General features: G+C 71.3%; 17 protein-coding genes and 2 pseudogenes. 6 read left to right on the forward strand and 13 right to left on the reverse strand.

Going from position 1 to position 20,788, the window contains the following annotated elements; all coding sequences use genetic code 11:
• The 5 genes from cysD to MXD62_RS35565 form a co-directional block, all read right to left on the reverse strand.
• On the reverse strand, positions 1-693 hold a 693-nt coding region (gene cysD, locus MXD62_RS35545), incomplete at its 3' end, for a sulfate adenylyltransferase subunit CysD (RefSeq protein WP_248833718.1).
• Between the two features lie 53 nt (positions 694-746).
• Positions 747-1,505: a nitroreductase family protein gene (locus MXD62_RS35550; RefSeq protein WP_248833719.1), complete on the reverse strand. Its 759-nt coding sequence runs from the start codon at positions 1,503-1,505 to the stop codon at positions 747-749.
• Positions 1,506-1,632: 127 nt separating this feature from the next.
• Positions 1,633-2,820 carry a cytochrome P450 gene (locus MXD62_RS35555; RefSeq protein ID WP_248833720.1) on the reverse strand — a complete coding sequence of 396 codons (1,188 nt, stop codon included), beginning with the start codon at positions 2,818-2,820 and terminating at the stop codon, positions 1,633-1,635.
• Between the two features lie 26 nt (positions 2,821-2,846).
• Positions 2,847-3,992: a sulfotransferase gene (locus tag MXD62_RS35560; RefSeq protein ID WP_248833721.1), complete on the reverse strand. Its 1,146-nt coding sequence runs from the start codon at positions 3,990-3,992 to the stop codon at positions 2,847-2,849.
• A gap of 183 nt (positions 3,993-4,175) precedes the next feature.
• On the reverse strand, positions 4,176-4,976 hold the full coding sequence (locus MXD62_RS35565) for an SDR family oxidoreductase (protein ID WP_308301376.1): 801 nt from the start codon (positions 4,974-4,976) through the stop codon (positions 4,176-4,178).
• A 63-nt stretch (positions 4,977-5,039) separates the two neighbouring features.
• On the opposite strand from MXD62_RS35565, the gene MXD62_RS35570 reads away from it, so the two are divergent.
• On the forward strand, positions 5,040-5,690 hold the full coding sequence (locus MXD62_RS35570) for a TetR/AcrR family transcriptional regulator (protein ID WP_248833722.1): 651 nt from the start codon (positions 5,040-5,042) through the stop codon (positions 5,688-5,690).
• Between the two features lie 82 nt (positions 5,691-5,772).
• Here the strand turns inward: MXD62_RS35570 and MXD62_RS35575 are convergent, their stop codons facing one another.
• Entirely contained in the window at positions 5,773-7,488 is a 1,716-nt protein-coding gene (locus MXD62_RS35575) for a TerD family protein (RefSeq protein WP_248833723.1), read from the reverse strand.
• A gap of 163 nt (positions 7,489-7,651) precedes the next feature.
• Positions 7,652-8,506 (reverse strand): Sir2 family NAD-dependent protein deacetylase, encoded by an 855-nt coding sequence (locus tag MXD62_RS35580; RefSeq protein ID WP_248833724.1) that lies wholly within the window; start codon positions 8,504-8,506, stop codon positions 7,652-7,654.
• Between the two features lie 133 nt (positions 8,507-8,639).
• Here MXD62_RS35580 and MXD62_RS35585 point away from each other — a divergent pair, with 133 nt between their 5' ends.
• Entirely contained in the window at positions 8,640-9,326 is a 687-nt protein-coding gene (locus tag MXD62_RS35585) for a DUF2599 domain-containing protein (RefSeq protein ID WP_248833725.1), read from the forward strand.
• A gap of 340 nt (positions 9,327-9,666) precedes the next feature.
• A pseudogene (locus MXD62_RS35590) lies at positions 9,667-9,960 on the forward strand (PIG-L deacetylase family protein); the annotation flags it as partial.
• A gap of 325 nt (positions 9,961-10,285) precedes the next feature.
• Here MXD62_RS35590 and MXD62_RS35595 read toward each other — a convergent pair.
• The 4 genes from MXD62_RS35595 to MXD62_RS35610 form a co-directional block, all read right to left on the reverse strand.
• On the reverse strand, positions 10,286-11,857 hold the full coding sequence (locus tag MXD62_RS35595) for a glycosyltransferase family 4 protein (RefSeq protein WP_248833726.1): 1,572 nt from the start codon (positions 11,855-11,857) through the stop codon (positions 10,286-10,288).
• Between the two features lie 319 nt (positions 11,858-12,176).
• Positions 12,177-14,429 carry a DUF6541 family protein gene (locus MXD62_RS35600; protein WP_248833727.1) on the reverse strand — a complete coding sequence of 751 codons (2,253 nt, stop codon included), beginning with the start codon at positions 14,427-14,429 and terminating at the stop codon, positions 12,177-12,179.
• A gap of 474 nt (positions 14,430-14,903) precedes the next feature.
• The gene (locus MXD62_RS35605) at positions 14,904-15,215 is read right to left on the reverse strand and encodes a hypothetical protein (protein WP_248833728.1); all 312 of its coding nucleotides are present in this window, start codon (positions 15,213-15,215) and stop codon (positions 14,904-14,906) included.
• Positions 15,215-15,580 (reverse strand): hypothetical protein, encoded by a 366-nt coding sequence (locus MXD62_RS35610; protein ID WP_248833729.1) that lies wholly within the window; start codon positions 15,578-15,580, stop codon positions 15,215-15,217. The genes MXD62_RS35605 and MXD62_RS35610 overlap by 1 nt, the downstream gene beginning before the upstream one ends.
• A gap of 118 nt (positions 15,581-15,698) precedes the next feature.
• On the opposite strand from MXD62_RS35610, the pseudogene MXD62_RS41150 reads away from it, so the two are divergent.
• Positions 15,699-15,860: pseudogene (locus tag MXD62_RS41150) on the forward strand (MmcQ/YjbR family DNA-binding protein); the annotation flags it as partial.
• Positions 15,861-15,934: 74 nt separating this feature from the next.
• Positions 15,935-16,411, forward strand: a complete 477-nt coding sequence (locus MXD62_RS35615) for an HIT family protein (protein WP_248833730.1) — start codon at positions 15,935-15,937, stop codon at positions 16,409-16,411.
• A gap of 27 nt (positions 16,412-16,438) precedes the next feature.
• On the opposite strand, the gene MXD62_RS35620 is transcribed toward MXD62_RS35615, so the two are convergent.
• Entirely contained in the window at positions 16,439-16,807 is a 369-nt protein-coding gene (locus MXD62_RS35620) for an RNA-binding S4 domain-containing protein (protein WP_041255007.1), read from the reverse strand.
• Positions 16,808-16,878: 71 nt separating this feature from the next.
• Here MXD62_RS35620 and MXD62_RS35625 point away from each other — a divergent pair, with 71 nt between their 5' ends.
• Entirely contained in the window at positions 16,879-17,499 is a 621-nt protein-coding gene (locus MXD62_RS35625; protein WP_112106207.1) for a hypothetical protein, read from the forward strand.
• Positions 17,500-18,834: 1,335 nt separating this feature from the next.
• On the opposite strand, the gene MXD62_RS35630 is transcribed toward MXD62_RS35625, so the two are convergent.
• Positions 18,835-20,601: a DHA2 family efflux MFS transporter permease subunit gene (locus MXD62_RS35630; protein ID WP_248833731.1), complete on the reverse strand. Its 1,767-nt coding sequence runs from the start codon at positions 20,599-20,601 to the stop codon at positions 18,835-18,837.
• Positions 20,602-20,788: the final 187 nt, after the last annotated feature.

Below are 20,788 nucleotides of genomic sequence, written 5' to 3' on the forward strand. Positions count from 1 at the left end.
CAGCCGCATCCGGTCGTCATCCACCATGATCAGAGCGCCGTCGCGTTCCACGACCGGGCGCGGCGCCGCGTAGTACAGCGGCACGATCGGGATCTTCTCCCGGTGGATGTACTGCCACACGTCCAGCTCGGTCCAGTTCGACAGCGGGAACACCCGCACGCTCTGCCCCGGCGCCTTGCTCGCGTTGTACAACCGCCACAGCTCCGGACGCTGTGCCTTCGGGTCCCACCGGTGCTGCGCCGAGCGGATCGAGAACACCCGCTCCTTCGCCCGCGACTTCTCCTCGTCGCGGCGCGCACCACCGAACGCCAGGTCGAACCCGTGCAGGTCCAGCGCCTGCTTCAGCCCCTCGGTCTTCCACATGTCCGTGTGCGTCGCCGAACCATGGTCGAACGGGTTGATGTCCCGTTCCACGCACTCCGGGTTCTGATAGACGATCAGGTCGACACCGAGCTCCGCGGCGACCTTGTCCCGGAAGTCGTACATCGCCCGGAACTTCCACGTCGTGTCCACATGCAGCAGCGGGAACGGCGGCCGCGACGGGAAGAACGCCTTCATCGCCAGGTGCAACAGCACGGTGCTGTCCTTGCCCACCGAATACAGCATCACCGGCCGTTCGCTCTCCGCCACCGCCTCCCGGAAGATCTGGATGCTCTCCGCCTCCAGGCGCTGCAGATGTGTCAGTCGGCCCATGCCAGGGCTACCCTTCTGCGTCCGTACCGGTGTGTCCGTACCATCGACCGGCGTCATGACCGGGGCCTTTCCTCATCGTTGCCGGCGGAGGTGAACGCGGTGCCGGGTGGGTCGAGCGCCCAGTCCGCGGGCGCTCCCCATTCCTCCTCGAACACGAGCTCGGCCATCGGGCGGCGGCGCACCGGGCCGTGCCGGCCCGCCGGCCGGCCCAGAGTGATGGTGCCGGCGACGAACGTGCCCTCGGGCACGCCGAGCAGCTCGCGCAGCTGCACGTCGACGGCGAAGTTCCAGCCGGTGAACGCCCCGCCGTAGCCGAGCGCGCGAGCCGCCAGCAGCAGGTTCTGGCACGCCGGATACACCGAGGCCCCCTCGGACGGAGTCGGGTCCCGGTAGCGCACCAGGCACGGCAGGATCAGCACGGGCACCCGCTCGAACCCGTCGACGAACTGCTGCATCGCCGCGGCCATCCGGGCCTTGGGCGAGTCCGCGACCGTGCCCGTCCCGCTGTCGTACCGGTCCACCTGGCGCTTGCCGCCCCAGGTCCGCCGCGCGGCGTCACCGATCAGCTTCTTCGCCGCCCTGGCCTTCGGGCCGTCGGTCAGGACGATGAACCGGAACGGCTGCCGGTTGGAGCCGCTGGGTGCCCTGGTGGCCGCGAAGAGCATGGCGCGCAGCGCCTCGCGGGGCACCGGCTCGTCGGTGTAACGGCGGATGGCCCGGGTCGTGGTCAGGCCTTCCAGCAGGCCCACCGTGTCCGCGGGGAGCACCGCCGCCGCCAGCTCCCGCGCCGCGTCGGAGCTGTCAGCGCACATCGGTCCACCAGGTCCTCACCTGGTTCGGGCGCGCCCGAACTCCGTGTGTCCGCTCTCGGTGCATCCTGCTCATCCTCCCGCCGTGCCGGCCGTCCTGCGCAACTTCTGCTTGTCTAGGAGTTGTTCCTCACGACGTGACCACCGGCAGGTTCATCCACCCCCGCGTCGTGGAAGTGTGGTCGAGCACGGAGTTGCCGCGGTCGACCTCCCAGCTGCTCCACCGCTTCAGCACCTCGTCGAGCACGACCCGGCCTTCCATCCGGGCCAGCGAGGCGCCGAGGCAGAAGTGCAGGCCGTGCCCGAAGGCGAGATGCCGGTCGATCCGGCGGTGGATGTCGAAGGTGTCCGGGTCGGTGTAGTGCCGCTCGTCCCGGTTCGCGGAGGCGTTGAGCAGAATCACCGCGCTCCCCTCCGGGATGGTGCCGCCGTGGTGCTCGACGTCGTGGGAGACCACCCGGCCCTGCACCGGTGACGGCGACTCGAACCGGAGGATCTCCTCGATCGCCTGCGGGACGTTCGAGCGGTCCGCGGCGAGCTCCCGGCACTGGTCCGGGTGCTCGCCGAGCAGCTGTCCCGTCCAGCCGATGAGCCGGCGGGTGGTCTCGTTGCCGGCACCGGCCAGCACCGAGGTGTACGTCAGGACCTCGTCGCGGGTGAGCCGGCGGGTGGTGCCGGTCTCGTCCTCGAACTCGGCCCGCAGCAGCTCGGTCATCAGGTCGTCGGAGGGATGGGTGGCCCGCCAGTCGATGTAGTCGGCGAACGGCTGCGCCGTCGACCGGGCGTCGGTCGGCGCCGGCGCCTCACCCTCGGTGAGCTGGTGCCGCCGCGTGCCGGCGTCACGGATCGCCACCTGGTCGCTCTCCGGGATGCCGAGCATCATGCCGATGACCCGCATCGGAACGATCGCGCCGAGATCGGCGACGAAGTCGAAGCCGTCGGTGCCGACCAGCTCGTCGAGGATGCGGGCGCACAGCTCGCGCACCTGCGGCTCGAGCGCGGCCATCTTCCGCGGCGTGAACACCCGCGACAGCAGACCGCGGTGGATGTCGTGCAGCGGCGGGTCCTCCGCCAGGAGGTTGCCGGGCGGCAGCCTGATACCGGCTTTGATCACTTCGAGGATGAAACCCTTGCCCGAGGTGTACGTGCCGAAGTCCGTCAACGCCTTCTCGACGTCCTCGAACCGGCTCAGCGCGTAGAAGTCGTACTTCTCGTTGTAGTACAGCGGCGCGGAATCCCGCAGCCGCCGCCACACCGGGTAGGGGTTCGCGTCGATCTCGAAGTCGTACGGGTCGTAGTAGACGCTCTCGTCCTGCACTGCTTTCCTCTCGATGAGCGGTCGAGCTAGTGCGCGGTCCAGACCGCCGCACGCGCGGTGTAGTCGGCGAACAGCGGCCGGATCCGGTCGACGTCGATGCCGAACGTCGCCGGCTCCGGGTGGACGTTGCGCTCGCGCTTCTCCGCGTTCTCCCGCCACCATCCCTGCATTCCGGCCTCGAACTCCGGGGTGACGGGCTCGCCGAGCCAGGCGTAGAGCCCGCGGATCTCGCCGAGCGGATCACGCTGCATCGCCCGGAAGTCGATGTCGTAGAACCGGTCGTCGCCGGCCTTCTCGCGGAACGCCAGCGCCCGCTCCATGCCGACCGACCAGTGCTCGATGTTGAGCTGGCCGAGATAACGCTCGTCGATGTCGTCGCAGTACGAACGGGCCACCGCCGCGTAGAGGTCGGCCACCGACACCATGACCTCGGCGGGATCGCGGTGCGTCCACACGAAACTGGCGTCCGGGAAAACCTTGTCGAGATCGTCCAGGAAGAGCAGGTGGGTCGGGCACTTCAGCCGCCACGGCTGGGCCTCGAAGCCCCACTGCAACAGTTTCAGCGCACGCAGCTCGTACCGGTAGGTCGAGGTGAGATCGGCGTTGAGAAGCCACTTCGAATAGGACGGTACGTAGGCGAACGCCTGGAAGAAGTGCGCCCGGAAGTCGAGCGCCATCAGGCTCTGGCACTCCGTCGGGCCGGTCGCGCTGGCCGGGACGAGCGCGGGCCGGCGCGGCGAGGTCCGCTTCCGTTCCGCCACGTCGGCCCAGCCGTCCTCGACCCGCGGGTCCTCGCCGTGCACGGTGGACGGCGGCGGGCAGGGCGCGTTCGCCTCCCACATCCGCAACGACCGGGCGTTCGGGTCCTCGGCCAGCAGGAACGACAGCGCCGTCGACCCGGTGCGCGGCAGGCCGAGCCCGATCAGCGGCGCGGTGATCCGCTCGTCGTCGATCTCGGGCTGGCGCCGGTACCAGTCCTCGATCTGCAGCCGCTGACTCAGCAGGCCGACGATCATTTTGCGTAACGCCGCCTGGCCGGTGCTGTTCAGCGTGGCCTCCTGCTGGAGGGCGCGGACGAGCACCTCCAGGCCCTCCAGAAACGTGTCCTCACCGAAGTCGGCAAGTCCGGTCTCGGCGCGTGCGGCGTCGAGCAGTTCGTGATGCGCTCCCACGGTTTCTCCCCTTCGGACGTGGGCCGCCACCCGCGGCGTACGTCGCGGGTGGCTATGGGCCCAGGTGGCTATGGGCCCAGGCGGCTATGGGTCCAGGCGGCTATGCGACTGGGCGACTGGGCGACTGGGCGACTGGGGATCTGTGCGTCGACGAACCCGCGGCTGACCGCGGGAACCCGTCCGTCAGGAGAAGTCGGAGCCGCCGTCGACGTTGACGTTCGCGCCGGTCATGTACGTGTTCCGGCGCGAGCCGACGAAGGCGATCACGGCACCGATCTCACGCGGCGCGCCCGCGCGGGGAAGGTGGGCGGGATGGCCGAAATGCTCCGTGATGCCGCGCATCACGGCGTGCAGGTCCTCCGGGTCGATGCCGATGCCGCGGGCCCACATGGCCAGGCCCTCGGAGGCGAAGCTTCCCGGAGACACGGTGTTGACGAGAATCTCGTCCGGAGCCAGGGTCAGCGAGAGGTTCTTGGTGATGCTGGTGACCATCGATTTCGCGGCGGTGTACGCGATCAGCGAGGCGGTCTGCCGCTTGGTCGAATGCGCGGAGATGTTGACGATGCGGCCCCACTCGGCGGCGCGCAGCAGGGGCAGCGCGGCCCGCACACACCGGACCATACCCAACACGCCGACGTCGACCGCGGCCAACCAGTCGTCGTCGGTGAGCTCCTCGAAGGGGCCCATCCGGCCACCTTTGGGGCCGGTCGCGTTCACGAGGGAGTTCAGTTCCCCCCACCGGTCACGGACGAGGTCGAACGCGGCGGTCACCTCGTCGGGGCGGGTGATGTCCGCGGGCAGGGCCACGGCGTCGGCGGCCCCCAGCTCCAGCAGACGGCCGACGGTCTTCTCAAGATTTGCCCGGTTCCGCGCCAGTACGGCCACCCTGGCCCCGTCCGCGGCGAAGCACTCCGCCGCCGCGAGGCCCATACCCTGGGTACCGCCCTGTACCACCACTGCGGCACCGGCTAAGCCAAGATCCACCTCGGTTGCCTCCGTCCACCTCGTCCAGCCGAAAGGGTTTGGCGACAGTATGATGTCACCAATATGAGCGTCCCGGCAACACCTGAGGAGGACGGCGGCGAGGCCGACCGGCCTCGGCGGCGCTACGACAGCCCGCTGCGCCGTGAGCGGGCCGTCCAGACGCGTGAACGCATCGTCGCCGCCGGCTCGGCTCTCGTCCACGGATTCCCGGTCTGGGACTGGGGCGACCTGACCTTCCGCGCGGTCGCGGAGCGGGCCGGGGTCGGCGAGCGCACCGTCTACCGGCACTTCCCCACCGAGCGCGACCTGCACAACGCGGTCATGCGCCGGCTGCAGGAGGAGGCGGGCGTCACCTACGAAGGGCTGGAGCTCGACGGTCTCCCCGACGTCACCAGGCGGTCGTTCGCGACGCTGTCCTCCTACTCGGTCTCCCGGTGGAGCCACCCGGAGCCGCGCCAGCCGGCCCTCGTCGCCGAGGACAGGCTGCGCCGCGACGCGCTGCTCAACGCCGTCATCCCGCAGACCGCCGACTGGTCCGAGGCCGAGCGCCAGACCGCGGCGGCCATGCTCGACGTGCTGTGGAACGTGCCGTCCTACGAGCGCCTGGTCGGCGTGTGGGAGTTCGACGGCGACGCCGCGACGAACGCCATCAACTGGGTCATCGGCCTCGTCGTGGAGGCCATCCGCGAGGGCCGCCGCCCGAGCTCGCCGTAGCGCCGGCACCTCCGCCGGGCGCGGGCCGACGGGCGTGGCCGGGCGCGGGCCGACGTGGGAAACCCGGCAGGCGCGGCCGCTGTCAGATCCGGGCGCCCTTCTCCAGGTTGCAGCGGCGGCAGAGCAGCTGGAGGTTGTTCACGCTGCTGGCCCCGCCGCGGCTGTGCGGGATGACGTGGTCGAACTCCAGGTACTCGGTGGCCTGGCACTGCACGCACGCGCCGCCGTCACGCTGCCAGACCTCGGCCTTCACCGCCTGGGAGATGGCACGGCTGTCCCGGGCGCCGGGCGCGATCACCAGCCGGCGGGCGATCCGCAGCGTGCCGGCGAGGACCGCCGCCACGTACTCGGGGTCCCCGACCTGGTAGGTGCCACCGCCACGGCTCGTCGTCGCCGAGACGTCGATGGTGCCGTAGCCCGCCGCGACGGCCACGATCTTCGACCAGGCGGTCTCCGTCCCGCCACCGTTCTGGGCGAGGAACCGCAACTTGCGGTTGCTGACGACCAGACGTCCGGGCGTGTGCCGGGGACCGCTCGCGAGCTGGCGGACCTGCACCACGTCGGTGTCCAGGTGCACGATCTCGTCGAGATCGAGGTGCAGCGTCGAGGACGTCTCCCGCGGCAGGTCGCCGTTGCGGATGCGGGAGAGGTCGAGCCCCCGGCGGAGCCTGCGGCGCATCTCCTCGACGGCCGGGTCCACGACGCCCAGGCGGCGGACCTCGTCCTCGAAGAGCTGGTACTCGTGCTCCTCGATGATCTCGTCACCGAACGCGAAGGTGACGATCCGTTGGAGGTAGGCGAGGGCGACCGACCGGAACACCTGGTGACCGGCGGCCTCCGGCACCAGTTGGAAGCGCAGCTCGGCCCACAGCGCGTCCAGCCCGGGCGCGCCGGGACCGGCGTCCACCGCCTCGACGAGCCGCCGCCGCCAGTCGGCCAGGACCCGGCGGATCTCGTCCTCGCACGCCACGCAGGGCACCGGGGCGGAGAACAGGCGCCGCCGCTTCGCCGCGCCGCACCTGCCGCAGGCCGCCTCCGACTCGACGAAGGGCTGCCTGGTGTGGGACGCCCAGGTCGTGCCGTCCCACCACCGCAGCAAGCCGGGCGCCGCGGGGTCGGGGTACCAGTCGGCCCGGCGCGCCGGCTCAGCCGGCCGGACCGGTGCGGGCGTCCGGACCGGTGCAGGCGGCCGGACCGGTACAGGCGGCCGGACCGGTGCGGGCGGCGGCGATGCGGGCGGCGAGGCCGCGATTCCGGTGGTCTCGTCGTTCCCGGCGGCCTCGTCCGGCTCCTCGACGGCGATCCCGAAGCTGCGGGCCAGGCCGGCGAGGCCGCTGGCCCAGCCCTGGCCGACGGCGCGGAACTTCCACCCGCCTCCCCGGCGGTAGATCTCGCCGAAGACCATCGTCGTCACCGGGTCGGATGTCACCGGCGCGAACTCGGCGAGCGGCCGGCCCGCGACGCCGTCGATGCGCAACCGCAGGCCGTCGACCTGGGCGAAGGTCCCGTCGTCGACCGATCCCGCGACCACCACGGTGACGATGTCGGGCTCGACGTCCGGCAGGGCGACGGTCAGCGTGGCGCCGGCACCGGAGGAGACGAGGCTGACCGCGCCGGAGCTGTGCCGGGGCTGGTTGTAGAACACGATGTCGGCGTCCGACCGGACCTGGCCGGCGCTCGTCACCAGCACGGCGCAGACGTCCACCGGCTCGCCCGAAGCCGAGCTGACGACGGCTGTGACGACCTCCGTCGGTATGACGGTGTTGGCGCCCTTCGGCAGGGTCGGTACAGCGACCATCGGTCCTCCATCAGCAGCCCGGGCCGTCGGAGGACAAAGCGGTGCCGCGCGACGCCCGACCAGACGGCCGCCCCCTCGCGGCAAACAGGAATACAAGGCTCCCTGTTTCGTAAAAGTTATCGGTCAGTGTCACGACCGATCACGGCGGGCCTCGGCCCGGCGCTCAGGCCGTCAGGCGGGCGTCCAGCTCGGCGAGGGCGGCGAGCGCGCCGAGCCGCACGGAGACTCCTGAGCCCGGCGAGAGCCTGTCCGGGGCCGGGTTGACGCGGATCAGCCGCCCGCCCGCGGCCGACTCGGCCATGCGGCGCACGGTGGGCACCGCCGTCCCCGCGCCGATCTCGACGACCACCAGCCGGCGCCCGGCGCCGGCCAGCGCGTCCAGCCAGGACGAGCAGGCGCGCAGCATCCGCTCGGAGCGTGCCCCGAGCCAGTTCCAGTCCCCGAACATCAGGATGTTCGGCCGGGCCAGCGCGCCGCACCCCGGGCACCGCGGCAGCGGCTCCCGGGCACGCATCGTCTCCGGGTCGACGTCAACGTCGACCCCGTCGGCGGGCCAGACGTCCGGCCCGCAGGGGGCCGTGCACTGGAGATGGTGGATCGAGCCGTGGACCTCGGCCACGTCGACGAAGCCGGCACGCTGGAACTGGCCGTCCACGTTCGAGGTGAACACCCACATCCCGGCGGGCAGCCCGGCACCCCACCGGCGCAGGACGTCGAACCCCGCGTGCGGCACGGTCCCCCGGTACAGGCCGAGGCGGTGGCCGTAGAAGCCCCAGGCGAGGGTCGGGTCGGCGCCGAAGTGGACCGGGTCGGCGAGCTGCGCGAACGACAGCCGCAGGCGGGCGTAGGGCGGGTACGCCCGCCAGAAGCCGGTGTCACCGCGGAAGTCGGGCAGGCCGGAATCCACCCCCATGCCCGCACCGGCACAGACGAGGAGCGCGTCGGCCTCCCGCAGCAGGGCGGCGGCCCGGTCCAGTTCGCCGGGGCGGTCCAGTTCGCCGGGGATCGGTGTGCTCACCGCTCCATCATCACCGCCGGCGCGGCGCGGATATCGGCGCGCGTGTCAGGGTCGGTGTCGCGAAGTCGGCGCGGGGTCACCGGGTTGGCTCGCTCGACCGGACCGGACCGCCCGAACGCCATACGCTCGTCGGGTGGCAGAGCAGCGGCGGTCGCGCGGTGCCCTCGGCGGAACCGTCGGGGTGCTGGCCGCCATGGCCGTCGGGGTGGCGGTGCTCCGCGGCTCCGGCTCCGGCTCGGAGACCGACGCCGACACGGAGGCCGCCACGACCACGCCGACCGCTACAGCCACCGCCGCTCCCAGCCTCGCCGCCGTGGCTCCCGGCAGCGCGGGCAGCGGCAGCAGCGCGGGCGACGACGGCGGCGCTGGCACGCGGCCGGCCCCGGGGGCGCCGTACTGCGGTTCGAGCCGCTACGTCGAGGAAATCACCCTGCAGCGATGGGCGGGCGGGGATTTCCGTATCTCCGTGTGGCCTACCGAGGAGGCCCGGCACGCCGATGACCGGGATGCCGCGAGTGCCGAGATCTGGCAAGCCGTCCAGGGCTGTGTCGGTGGGGTGGACCCGGCGGTCGCGGAGAGCCTGCAGGACCAGCTCCGCTGCCATGAGTCCCTCGCGCTGGTACCGGGCCGCGGCGGCGAGGAGTACGCCACCGGCGACAGCTTCGACGTCGAGAGCTGGCGACCGACCCCCGGGCGCCGCCGCTGGATCTCCACCCGCTGCGGAAACAACCTCGGCACCGACCCGACCAGCGCCCCCCTGGCCACCGAACGCCCCGACGGAATCCCCCCGCGACACCGGGCCTCGGGAGAACACGCCTGACCCGAACTGTGGCGGTCCAGTGTCACCATGGACTCTCTCAACCGCCGCACATCGGATTCGCCCGCCGTGACGCCCGTCCAAACCGCTGTGTTTGTTGTTTGAATTGGCTGGAGAATGGGGGCATGGAAGGCACGGGATGGACATTTCGCTGCTGGCTCGACGGATGGTTCCCGGGGATGTGTGGCTGGGGCATGAGCGGGTGATGGTGCCGGCGCGTTCCTTCTGGCGACGGGTGTGGGAGCGCCGGGGGATCGACATCACCGCGTCGATGGCCGCGGCGCCGTGTCTGGTCGTGGCACCGCATCCCGACGACGAGACCCTGGGCTGCGCGGTGGCCATCATGCGCAAACGCGCGGCCGGGACGCCGGTGACCGTCGTGCTGGTGAGCGACGGGGCCCGCGGCGGATCAGCGGCAGGCCCACCCGCGCAGCGCCTGGTCGAGAAGCACTCGCCCGCGGAGCTCGCCGAGATGCGACGGACTGAGGCGCGGCGGGCCTGCGCCCGCCTCGGTGTCGCCGAGACTGATGTGATCTTCCTGGGGTTCCCCGACGCCGAGCTGCCCGGGTGCGTCGACAGCGTCGCGGCCCGGCTCGGCGAGGTGATCAGTGCCCGGTCCCCCGCTCAGATCCTGGCGCCGGCCTCGTGCGAGGGACATCCCGACCACGATGCCACCCACGAGGCGGTGCGCCGCGCGGTGCGGGCGGGCGGCTTCGACGGAGAGATCCTCGAGTACACCGTGTGGCTGTGGACGCACTGGCCGTGGACTCTCGGCCACGGGACCGGGCACTGGTCGGCACGACGGCTCCTGCTGGCACCGGTCCAACGGGTGCGCGAACGGCGCCCGCTCCTGGTGGACGCCCGCGGCCTGCGGGAACGGCAGAAGCACGCCCTCGCCGCGCACGTCACGCAGGTCGGGCCCGGCGCGGAGGGCGATCAGCGCCCGGGTCCGGGGGCGCCGCTCACTGGCTCCCTGCTGGCGACCTTGGAGCGTCGGTACGAGGTCTATGTGGCGGCCGACGGCCTACGGCACCTCGATTTCGACCGTCCGTGGCGAGCTGGCGGGGCTCGGGGCACGGGGCGGCCGCACTCTCCGCCGCCGGGTCGCGGAAGTGGCCGTGGTCCCGGCCCTGGTCCCGGCCCTTCTCGTGCTCCCACACCTGTTCCGGACCCGGCCGCCCCGCACGGCCCGGCCACCGATCGTGATCCCGGGCCGGGTTCCGGTTCCGGTTCTGGTTCCGGGGACGGCTCTGGTTCCGGGGACGGCTCTGGCCGATGAACCGGTCCCGGACGCGGATCCGGTCGTTGAACTCGGCGATTCCCCGCAGGTAGGCCGCCTCCTTCCGGCGGGCGATGGCCTGCGGGTCGAGCTCGGCCACCCCCAGCCGCCCGCGCTCCCCGACGGCGACCGCCCGTCCGGCGTCGAGGAGGAAGGGAGCCAACGCGCCGGCCAGCGCGCCCGGGTCACCGGTCTCCACCACGCTTCCCGCGCCCCACCGTTGCACGAAGGGGGCGATCCCGGTCCGCTTCGTCACGACCACCGGGCGCCCGGCCGCCATCGCCTCGGCCGCGACGATCGAGAAGCTCTCGAAACGGCTGGGCACGGCCACCACCCGGGCACCGCGATAGACGTCACGGACCTCACGCCCCGCCAGATGCCCGCTGAACTCGACGTCGAGGCGCAGCTCACGGGCCCGGCGGGCCAGCCAGGCGCCTGACGGCACGCCGTCGATCACGCCCGACGAGCGCCCGACGACCGCCAGCCGGTGGGCGACGCCGGCGGCACGCAGCCGCGCCGACGCCTCGAGCAGGACGTCCACGCCCTTGTAGGGCTCGAGCCGGCCCACCACCGCGATGGTCGGCTCGGTGCCGCGCGCGTCCGGGATGTCCCGCCACGGGCCGGCGTCGAAGAGGTTCGGGATCACTTCGACATCGCGGTCGCCCAGCCAGCCGTCCCGCCGCAGCTCGTCAACGAGGAGTTGCGACGGGGATGTGACGACGGCGGCGAGGCTCGCGGACGCGCGGTCCAGCCGATCCGCCAGCTGGCCGCGGACACCCAGCGGCTGTCCGGCCATCCGGACTGTGAGCATCGTCGGACAGTGCAGGTGGATCGCCAGCGGACGAGTGCGGCACAGGGCCTCGATCAGCCCGCGCGTCTCGCCGTCCTGTGTCTCGATCACGTCGGGGCGCAGGCCGATCTGGCGCATCCAGGTGCTGTAGGACAGCGTGAGGCTCGCCCGCAGCGCCAGCGAGTCGCGCGGATGGAGCGGACCGCGCAGCCGCGCGCCGAACCCGCCCAGCGCCCTGGTGATCGGGACCTGCAGCAGCGGACGTCGGTGCACGTGCACCCCGTGCTCCACCGTGTCGGTGAACTGGCGGCCCTGGGCACAGAGAACATGAACGTTGTGCCCGAGCCCCACCAGCGCCGCCGCGAGCGCGGCGGTATAGGTACCCGCGCCGTCCCAGACGATGGGCGGGTACTGCTCACACAGAAAAAGAACGGATAACGTCCGGAACGTTCGGAGAAATCCCATAGTTCCCCAGATCCCACCCTTCGACGAAGGTGGTTAAAGGTAAGACAGCGCACGCACGTTACTCCCGACTACCTTGGCGGCAGCGGCTGGCGTATCGGATTCTTCACCAGCGTTAACCACCATCCGAATTTCGGTGTCGGCCGCCACTAATCTTCGTTGCGCGCGGAATGCCACCGGTTTACGCGGAAAGATCCGCCGCCGCCGCCGCCGCGGCCGGCTGGCTGGCTGGCCAGCCCGTCGTAGCGGCCGTCAGCGGGCGGCGGCGGTCGTCAGCGAATGCCGGCGGCCGTCAGCGGGCGGCGGTCGTCAGCGGATGGCGTCAGCGGGCAGCGGCGCCGGTCAGCGAGACGTCCAAGGTGGGTTTCGCGTTGGCCGGGAGCCACTGGCCGTCGCCGCCGGCCGCGCCGCTGCCGGCCACCGTGGGCAGTCGGCGCCAGCCCAGCCCGGGAGCGAGCAGGGAGAGGTCGCCACCGGGGCGGCGCACCAGGGGAAACCGCTCCTCCCAGGCCCCGCTCGCCGGGCCGGTGCCGTCGGTGAACCCGACGACGAGCTCGGCGGGCAGCGACGCGCCGGCGGTCCCGATCTCGTCCGGGCCGGTGCCGGGACCGGTGGTGAGCACGAACGTGTGCGTGATCGTCACCGGGACGGCTGTTCGCAGGGCGCGGACCTCCCCGCCGAGGCGGACGTACAGCCGCGCATCCCCCGGCCGGACGGGTGCCGTCCCAGCGTCACCGGGAATCCGTACCTGTACACGGATCTCGACGCGGCTCCCGGTGACCTGCCTCAGCGGCACGAAGGACCCCCGGAAGCTGCCCGGGACCGCCGGGTCGGCGATCTCGTCCGGCCGCAGGCGGAACATCGCCCGGTCCGGCATCCGGTCAGGCAGCGCGGCCGAGCCCGGCCCGATGTCCGCCGCGAAGACGACAGGTCCGTCGAGGCCGGGGGAGTTCCGCAGCGAATGGTAGGGAACCTGCGTGTAGCGGCTCGGGACCATCGGCGTCACCAGCACCACGGCCGGCCCGCCCAGGTTGTCCGGGAGCAGCGCGGCCAGGAAGTCGTTGCCCTCGTTGACCCCGCGCTGCACGTCGATCCGGGGCTGCAGGGTCGGCACCGTGATCGCGACGAGCCCGGCGACGGCGAGCGCTACAGCCCCCGGACGGACTATGCGCCAGGCCAGGCCGCGCGCGGTACCCGGCACGGATGTCCCCGGGCGGCGGAACAGCGGCGACTGCGCCGGGAGGAACGTCCACAGCCATCGGGCGCCGTCGGCCGCGAGAATGACGACCGGGGTGAACGCGGCCAGATGGTAGTGCGGGCCGAGGCCGTTGCGCAGGCCCGGCATGGCGAACGCCGACCCCCACCAGAACGTGTAGCCGGCCAGCACCACGCCCGTCGTCGCGAGCAGGAACAGGCGCTCGAGCCGCCGCCGCGGCGCCACCAGGCCGACGGCGGCCAGCGCGATCAGCGCGGCACCGCCGAAGAACCAGCTCGGCGCCACCTCGAGCGTCTCCTGGAGGGCGTCGAGGGCCAGCCGGCGGGTGAACAGGAAACTCGACTCGGACGGCAGGATCCGGCGCGGTCCGAAACCGAACCGGTCCAGTGGGTCCGAGGCCGACAGCGGCATACGCAGGGGCGATCCGGTGACCCGCCAGCAGTAGGCGAGCAGGGCGGCGACCAACGGTAGCGCACCGATCACCGCCCAGCCCGAACGCCGCAGCAGCGTCCCGAGCTCCCGCCGTCGACGCACAGCCGCGAGCACGATCACGGGAAGGACCACGAGCACGACGTCGAACGGCCGGATCAGCAGCACCAGCCCCAGGCCCGCTCCGCCGCCGACCAGGGCGGCCCGCGCCCCCGTCCGCGCACCGCGCAACAGCTCCGCGCTGGCCAGGACGAGCACGGCCGCACCCGGGGCGTAGGCGAGTGGCAGTGCCGTGTGCAGGAGGACCAGCGGTGAGAGCGCGACGCCCACAGCGGCTGCCACCGCGCTCCAGGCGTGGTCGAAGAGCTCGCGGGCGAGCCGGTACGTCCCGACGACCCAGACCCCGGCAACAGCCGCGGGCGCCACGGCCATCGTGCCGAACAGTGCCTGGGACAGGGCGAGTAGCGCCGGCCAGCCGGGCAGGTACTTGGTGAACACTCGGCCGTCGTGCACACCCGTCAGCCACGGCCGGAAGAACGGTTCGACGGCGCCCGCGTCCAGGGTCAGCCGTCCCTCGAGCAGCATCCGTGCCTGGAGGATGTAGGCGGCCTCGTCCGCGTCGCCGGAGCCGTCCGGGTAGAGCGTGGCCCGCAGGACCAGGCTCGCGACGAAGGACAGGAGCGCGACCACCGCGACGACGCCGGCCGGCGACCGGAAGCGGAACGACTGGACCCGCAGGAAGTGCCGGCTTTGCCGGAACCGCCGGAACCGCCGGGCTCGTGGGCCTGCGTGCGTGCCCGCTCCGGACGGCTCCGCGTGACCGGTGCCGTCGGCCAGGTCGACGGGTGCGCCCGGGAGCGTCCCGGCGGTGCTGTCCGCCGTGGTCGGACCACCTCCGGTCGACGCGTCGACCGGGGAGTCGACAGTCATCGGCGGCGGCGGGGTGCGGCGGCGTCCGTCATGGTCGCGCCGTGATCCGGCGCGGCGCGTTCCCGGTCATCCGTGTCAGCCCCATCCAACCTCGATCACACCATTCATCCGTGATCTGTTGATCGCACCGAATGTGCCGTCCGCAGCGCCTGAAATGATAAGAAACCGCTCCGGGACGGCCGAAACCGGGGCTCGGGACTCGCTCGGCACCACGCGCCGGCCAGGGGCACCCCGGTGGACGTCGCGACCCGGCGGGCATGGGCAGCCCGGCGAAGGGGCCTGGCGGGACCTGGGTGGCTCGGCAGCGACGGACGGGCTGACGGATGTGGCGGGCCGACAGAGGTGACGGGCCGACAGACGGGAGTGGGCCGGACGACAGGAGTGGGCTGGCAAACGGGGGTCGGCCGACCGATATGGGTGGCACGGTCGCCGTGGCGCCTCGGTCACTGTCCGGCCCGGCGGCCCGGCCTCAGATCATCGGCAGTCCGGGTCCGGGACAATCTTGGTGTTGGCCGAGGGAATGTAGCCGTCGTCGTCGGCGAAATGTGTGGTGGTGTAGCCGCGGAGGCCGTGGCCGACGCATTTCGTGGCCAGGTTCCCGAAGTGATCCGGAAAATTGAACACCTCGGCCGGCATGTCATCCCCGCGCCGGTTCAGGACGGGCGCGTCACCCATCCCCCGCTCATCGTCGTCCAGGCGGCAGCCGGCGACCACTCCGGACGCCGCGAGAACCACGAGGGCGGCAGCCGCGCAGGCCCGTCGGCGGTCGCGAGCCGCGGGCCCCATCAGCTGTCGCCCGCCACGTCCCCGGGCGTGGCAGGTGGCGGCGAGCCGGCCGGCGGGGAGCCTGTCGAGGGCGCGGGGGTCGCGTCCGAGGCCGCGCACTCCGGATCGGGAACGATCTCGATGTTCGACGGGGCACCCTTGTTGGTTGTCACATAGGCCCGGTACCCGTGGCCGACGCATTTCGTGGCCAGGTTCCCGAAGTGATCCGGGAAATTGAACACCTCGGCCGGCGTGTCATCCCCGCGCCGGTTCAGGACGGGAGCGTCACCCATCCCCCGCTTGTCGTCGTCGCCGCATCCGGACAGGAGTACCAGCAGCGCCACACAGGTCGCCGTCGCCCCCGCCCGCGAAAGGATACGTCCCATGCCGGCCACTATCCCTCCGGATCACCCCAAGCCGTGGCGATTGTCTCCTCCGCGACGCGACCGAACCGCGGGCATACGGTGTGGCCATGGCGACCTGGGACGACGTGCGGTGGGAGCGCCCCTGCGGAAAACAGGCCTCGCCGCGTTCGCGGCCCGCGGCGAGAAAGCGCCGGACGGCCCGGTCCTGGGTGTGCGCGTCGCCGACGAAGGAGTCAAGAACGCGCTGATCGCCGACAGCCCGGCGGTCTTCTTCACCGTCCCGCACTTCGACGGCTACCCGGTGACCTTCCGCCGAGCAGCGGGCCGACGTCGCGGGTATCGATTCTCCGCGGCGGAGGCGTTACAGTCACCGTCATGGAGCCCGTCCAGGATTCCGGTACGGACGACTGCTACTCCTGCGGCGGTAATGCGGCGCTCAACGATCTGCCGCCGTGGCAACGAATCCTCGTCGGCACCGGTTGGCGGGTCGCGCACGCGATCAACTGCGCGCTGCCCGGATGGCTGGTCGTCATCGCCCGCCGCCACATCACCACGGTGGCCGAGCTGGACGCGGCGGAGGCCACCGAGCTGGGTCTCATCACCTGGCGGCTCAGCCGGGCCCTGATCGAGGTGACGGGGTGCGCGAAAACATATGTCGCGGCATTCTCCGAGGCGGCGGGATTCACCCATCTCCACGTTCATGTCGTGCCCCGCGCACACGGCCTGCCGACGGACGAACAGGGCCCGGCGGTGTTCACCCATCTCCGCCGGCCAGCCGCCGAATGGGTGCCCGAGGGCACGATGGACGATCTCGCCCGGGCCCTCGCCGCGCGGATCGCGACCGAGCCCTGACCACCGAGCCCTGACCACCGCGGCCGGTCAGCGGTTGCGCAGGCGTTCCACCGCGCGGCGGTCGCGTTTGGTCGGACGTCCCGTCCCGCGGTCGCGAACCGCCATCACCGGAAGACGTTCCGGGGGCGGCGGGCTGTTGTCGATGTAGCACTCCGCCGCCACGGCGGCGCCCACCCGCTTGGTGAGGACCTTGGTGACCACGACGATGCGTTCGTGGCCGGCCTGGCGAAGACGCACCTCGTCGCCGGCGCGGACCATGCGCGCCGGCTTCACCCGCTCGCCGTTGAGACGGACGTGGCCGCCGCGGCAGGCATCTCCGGCCTGCGTCCGCGTCTTCATGAGCCGGACGGACCAGATCCAGATGTCGATCCGAGTGCTCTCCTCCACCGACGCCATAATGAAGACTCTACGAACCAGCCGCCCCCGGACGAGTCCCATCGCTACCGACACGCGGCGATGACCCACGAATGATCGGGTTCGATAGCCTCGCGACCATGGCGGGGGAGGAACTGCACCTACGCGGAGCCGACGGAGCCCGCCGGGCAAAACTGTGGCTCGAGGCCACGACTCGCGCGAACGTCTACTACGTCACCCCGGAACCGGTGGCGGTCGCGAAACTGAGCTACCAGTGGGCGGACGGACGCGGTTTCTCCTACGACCTGGGCGGCGTGCTGCTCGGCGGTGAGTTCCAGGGCCACGAGTTCGTCGCGGAGTCGAAGTTCTACAACGGCCATCATGACCAGGGAACGCTTTACGTGGAGTTTCTCGCGAAGTGTTACCGGGCACTGTCGTTGCAGCCAGCCCGCATCGACCACTTCATGTGGATCACCTGGGCGCCGTTCCTGGTGACCCGCTGGCCGGACCTCTGCTCACCGAACGAGGTCAGGTCCGCCGTCCTCACGCATCACCGGAGAGTGTTCGGCTGCCCGCGCGACCACGAGGGCAGCCTCGTCTCGGACGAGACCTGCGAGAGCGTCGCGGAGCGCCTGTGGATCATCGTACTCTCGGAGCGTCAGGAGAAGCTGGTCATCTCCGCCGAGAACCTGAATATACTTCGAGGCATCGGCACCGAGAGGGGAGCCAGGTGACCACCCCAACCTACGCCGCCGAACTGGACGCCGCGTTGAGCATCTCCAGCACACAGGAGAGTATCGGCAGCATCAAGGCCGTCGTCGCCAGAGAAATAAAGGCGACCGATTCCTCCGTGCAAATCCGGGACACCGGGTACTTCAATCATTCATATATGCCCGACTTCGTCCTCGAATGGCCGGACGACGCGGCCGCGGGTCAACGTTTCATGTACCTGAAGTTCGGCGGGGACGTCGACTACTTCGTCCGGGACGTCGCCCTCGTCGAGGACCGCGAGCCGATCGTCTTCAGCATCGGGCGCCACCGGAACGCGGGCGACGCCCATGTTCGCCTCGCCGCGGAGGCGCGCACCGCCAACACCCTGCTCACCGATGCCGACGGCCTCGCCACGATGATCGAGCGGCGGGACCGCTCCCCCGACATCAGAATCATCTCGACGGCGTTGACGCAGGACGGCCGTGGTGTCCTCGACGCCGTGAACGCCTCGGCCATCGCCGACGGGTTCAGCCAGGGCATCGACGCGGCGCGCGCGCTCGCGGTCGAGGGAACCCGGCGCGCCGCCGAGATCGTCACCGCCAGCCTGCGCCGCCGGCAGTCCCGGCTGCTGAACCAGTTCCTCCAGGCCGTCTGGGTGGGCTCCGGGGGGAACATCGCCGGATTTCCGGGTGTCCGCGATCTCTCCGGCGAGGTCACCGACGCCGCCCTGGAATTCCTGCTGACCGGCGAGGAGATAACCGACCCGGTGTTCTGGCGGCGGCTCGGCCGCCGCGCGAGCCTGGAACAGATCGCGCGCCTGCACGTCGATTCCGCGACGCCGAACCTACAGCACTACGTCACCCAGAACATCGACGTCCTGCGGGCCCGTTCATATCAGCTGCGGTCGGTTTCAAGAAACGTCACGGATGAAAACCCGCCGTTCGAGTGGAAAATCGAGCGGAAACTGCTCGCGCTGCGCGCCCAGCAGTTCACCGCCTACCTGGACGGCCAGGCGGACGATCCGCACGGAAAAGATTCCGGCGGGCGGTCCGACGGCGTTCCGCTGGCCGGCCTCCTTACCCGGGCGACCGGAACCACCATGGCCGAGCTGGAGATCGCGGCGGAGGGCCGGACGATCGTCTACCGCGGAGAGGACAACATCGACGTCACGCGGGACGAGCGGCTCGCCGCGCTCGCCAAGTCACTCGGGCCGGGCGCCCGAGTCACGAAGGCGCGTCTCCCGATCGCCGACGACCGCAGTCTCGTCTGCGACTTCACGACCCAGGTCGCCGCGCCGCGCGGCCCGAGCAGGATCCCGGTCACCGATCTGCTCGCCAGCCTCCCGCTGCTGCGGGAGCTCACCGCGGCGGAGTCAGATCGCCTGTCCGCGCTGCTCGAACCGGCGACTGATCCTGCGCCTCCCCGCGAGGCCGAACCCGGCGACGCCGAGGAGCACGGATACGCGACTGGACCTGGAGACGTCGAGAAGCACTGAACGGACCACCCGGGATCGCCGTCAGCGCCACGACGAGCGCGGCGACCAGCAGCGTGGCGGACACGAACAGCGCGTCCTGGCAGGCCTCGGCAAACCGGGCGGCGGCCTGGCCGTCCACCACGGTCGGCAGCACGCCCTCACCGCCACCGGCCGCGCCGGCGCCACCGGCAGCGCCGGCCACGCCCTGGGCGGTGAGGCCGGCCGCGAGTACGACGGAGGTCAGGGCGGTACCGATCGAGACACTCACCTGGTTGGTGATGGTCAGCAGCGTGCTGCCGGACGGCGCGTCCCGGTCACTCAGATGCCGCAGCGCCGTCGTGATCGTCGGCATGATCGTCGAGCCCGCGCCGACCCCCATGACGGACATCGCCAGCACCATCTGCCAGTACGGGGTGTCAACGCCGAGCAACAGCGTCGCGGTGATCAGCCCGCAGGACGCCGTCACGATCCCGAAGCCCACCACGCGGGCAGGCGGAACCCGGTCGACCATCCGGCTCGCCACCTGCAGCGAAGCCCCGGTAGCGAGCGCCTGCGGGATCGCCAGCATCCCCGTCTCCGCGGGGCTGAGCCCCCGCACGAGCTGCCAGTAAAGCGGCAGGACGAACATCGAACCGAAGTAGGCCGCCGCGAACAGCGCCAGCGTCGCCGTCCCTGACGCGACAGCCCGCAGCCGCAACAGCGCAACCTGGACCAGTGGGGCGCGCATCCGAGCGGCCCGAACCACGAACACCACCGCCAACGCGAGCCCGGCCAGCGCCGGCACGAGCACACCTGCCGAGGTCACAGTCCCGCGCCGCCCGCTCTCCGCCAGCCCGTAGACGAACAGCGCCAGCCCCGGCGCGACAAGCGCCAACCCTGGGACGTCGAGCCGCCCGTCAGCACTCTCAGGTGTGCCGCCCCGCTGGACAGCACCCGCGGCCGCGGTGACCGGGCGCAGGACTCGGCTCGCGAGCAGGAGCGCGGCCAGGCCCAGCGGCAGGTTGACCAGGAAGATCCACCGCCAGGAGATGTCGACCAGCCAGCCGCCCAGCGTCGGCCCGATCACCGGCCCGACGAGCACCGGCAGACCCAACAGGCCCATGGCGCGCCCGCGCCGCTCCGGCGGCGTGGCCCGTAGCACAATCGTCATCGCGACCGGGTTGACCAGGCCACCGCCGATCCCCTGCACCACCCGGAAGGCAATGAGCGCGCCGATGTTCCAGGCCAGACCACAGAGCACCGACCCCAGCACGAACAGACTCAGGGCCACCATGTAGACACGTCCGGAACCGAACCGTGCCACCAGCCATGCTGTCGTCGGCACGGTCACGGCAAGAGCCAGGGTGTATCCCGTCGAAACCCACTGGATCACCGGCAGTGAAGCATCGAGATCCGCCGCCAGCGTGCGGATCGCGACATTGATGATCGTGATATCCAGAACGACGAGCAGGCCACCAAGCACGAGCACCGTGAACACCAGCCCGGTGCGCGGCGGCCCGGCCGAGCCGGATGGCGCGGATCGCCCGCCCGGCTCCCTTCGATTTCCTTCCCTGTCCCCCTCCTCCTTCGGTTCCCCTGCCCATTCCGGTTCCCCTGGCTCCTCCTCCTCTTCCTCCTCCGGACCCGCCAAGTTACCCAGATCACCGCTCACAACCGCGCCCTCCGTCTCACCCGCCCCTACCGAGAGCACCGCCCTCGACACCAACCACCCCACCCTCATACCTAAACCGAAGTAGAGGTCAACCCCAGTCCCTCGCCTCCGGTCACACCCTCCAAAAACATGTGTGGCGGGTGAATGAGTCCATGGACTCATTCACCCCAGTCTCTTATAAACATCT

The sequence above is a fragment of the Frankia sp. Mgl5 genome (genome assembly GCF_023242985.1).
GTDB classification, from domain to species: Bacteria; Actinomycetota; Actinomycetes; order Frankiales; family Frankiaceae; genus Parafrankia; species Parafrankia soli.

Coding starts and splice junctions, on each gene's coding strand:
- MXD62_RS35605 (WP_248833728.1), bottom strand. CDS start 15,215: ATGGGGCCCGCGGCTCGCGACCGCCGACGGGCCTGCGCGGCTGCCGCC.
- MXD62_RS35620 (WP_041255007.1), bottom strand. CDS start 16,807: ATGGCGTCGGTGGAGGAGAGCACTCGGATCGACATCTGGATCTGGTCC.
- MXD62_RS35625 (WP_112106207.1), top strand. CDS start 16,879: ATGATCGGGTTCGATAGCCTCGCGACCATGGCGGGGGAGGAACTGCAC.
- MXD62_RS35600 (WP_248833727.1), bottom strand. CDS start 14,429: ATGACTGTCGACTCCCCGGTCGACGCGTCGACCGGAGGTGGTCCGACC.
- MXD62_RS35575 (WP_248833723.1), bottom strand. CDS start 7,488: ATGGTCGCTGTACCGACCCTGCCGAAGGGCGCCAACACCGTCATACCG.
- MXD62_RS35615 (WP_248833730.1), top strand. CDS start 15,935: ATGGAGCCCGTCCAGGATTCCGGTACGGACGACTGCTACTCCTGCGGC.
- MXD62_RS35550 (WP_248833719.1), bottom strand. CDS start 1,505: ATGTGCGCTGACAGCTCCGACGCGGCGCGGGAGCTGGCGGCGGCGGTG.
- MXD62_RS35610 (WP_248833729.1), bottom strand. CDS start 15,580: ATGGGACGTATCCTTTCGCGGGCGGGGGCGACGGCGACCTGTGTGGCG.
- MXD62_RS35570 (WP_248833722.1), top strand. CDS start 5,040: ATGAGCGTCCCGGCAACACCTGAGGAGGACGGCGGCGAGGCCGACCGG.
- MXD62_RS35595 (WP_248833726.1), bottom strand. CDS start 11,857: ATGGGATTTCTCCGAACGTTCCGGACGTTATCCGTTCTTTTTCTGTGT.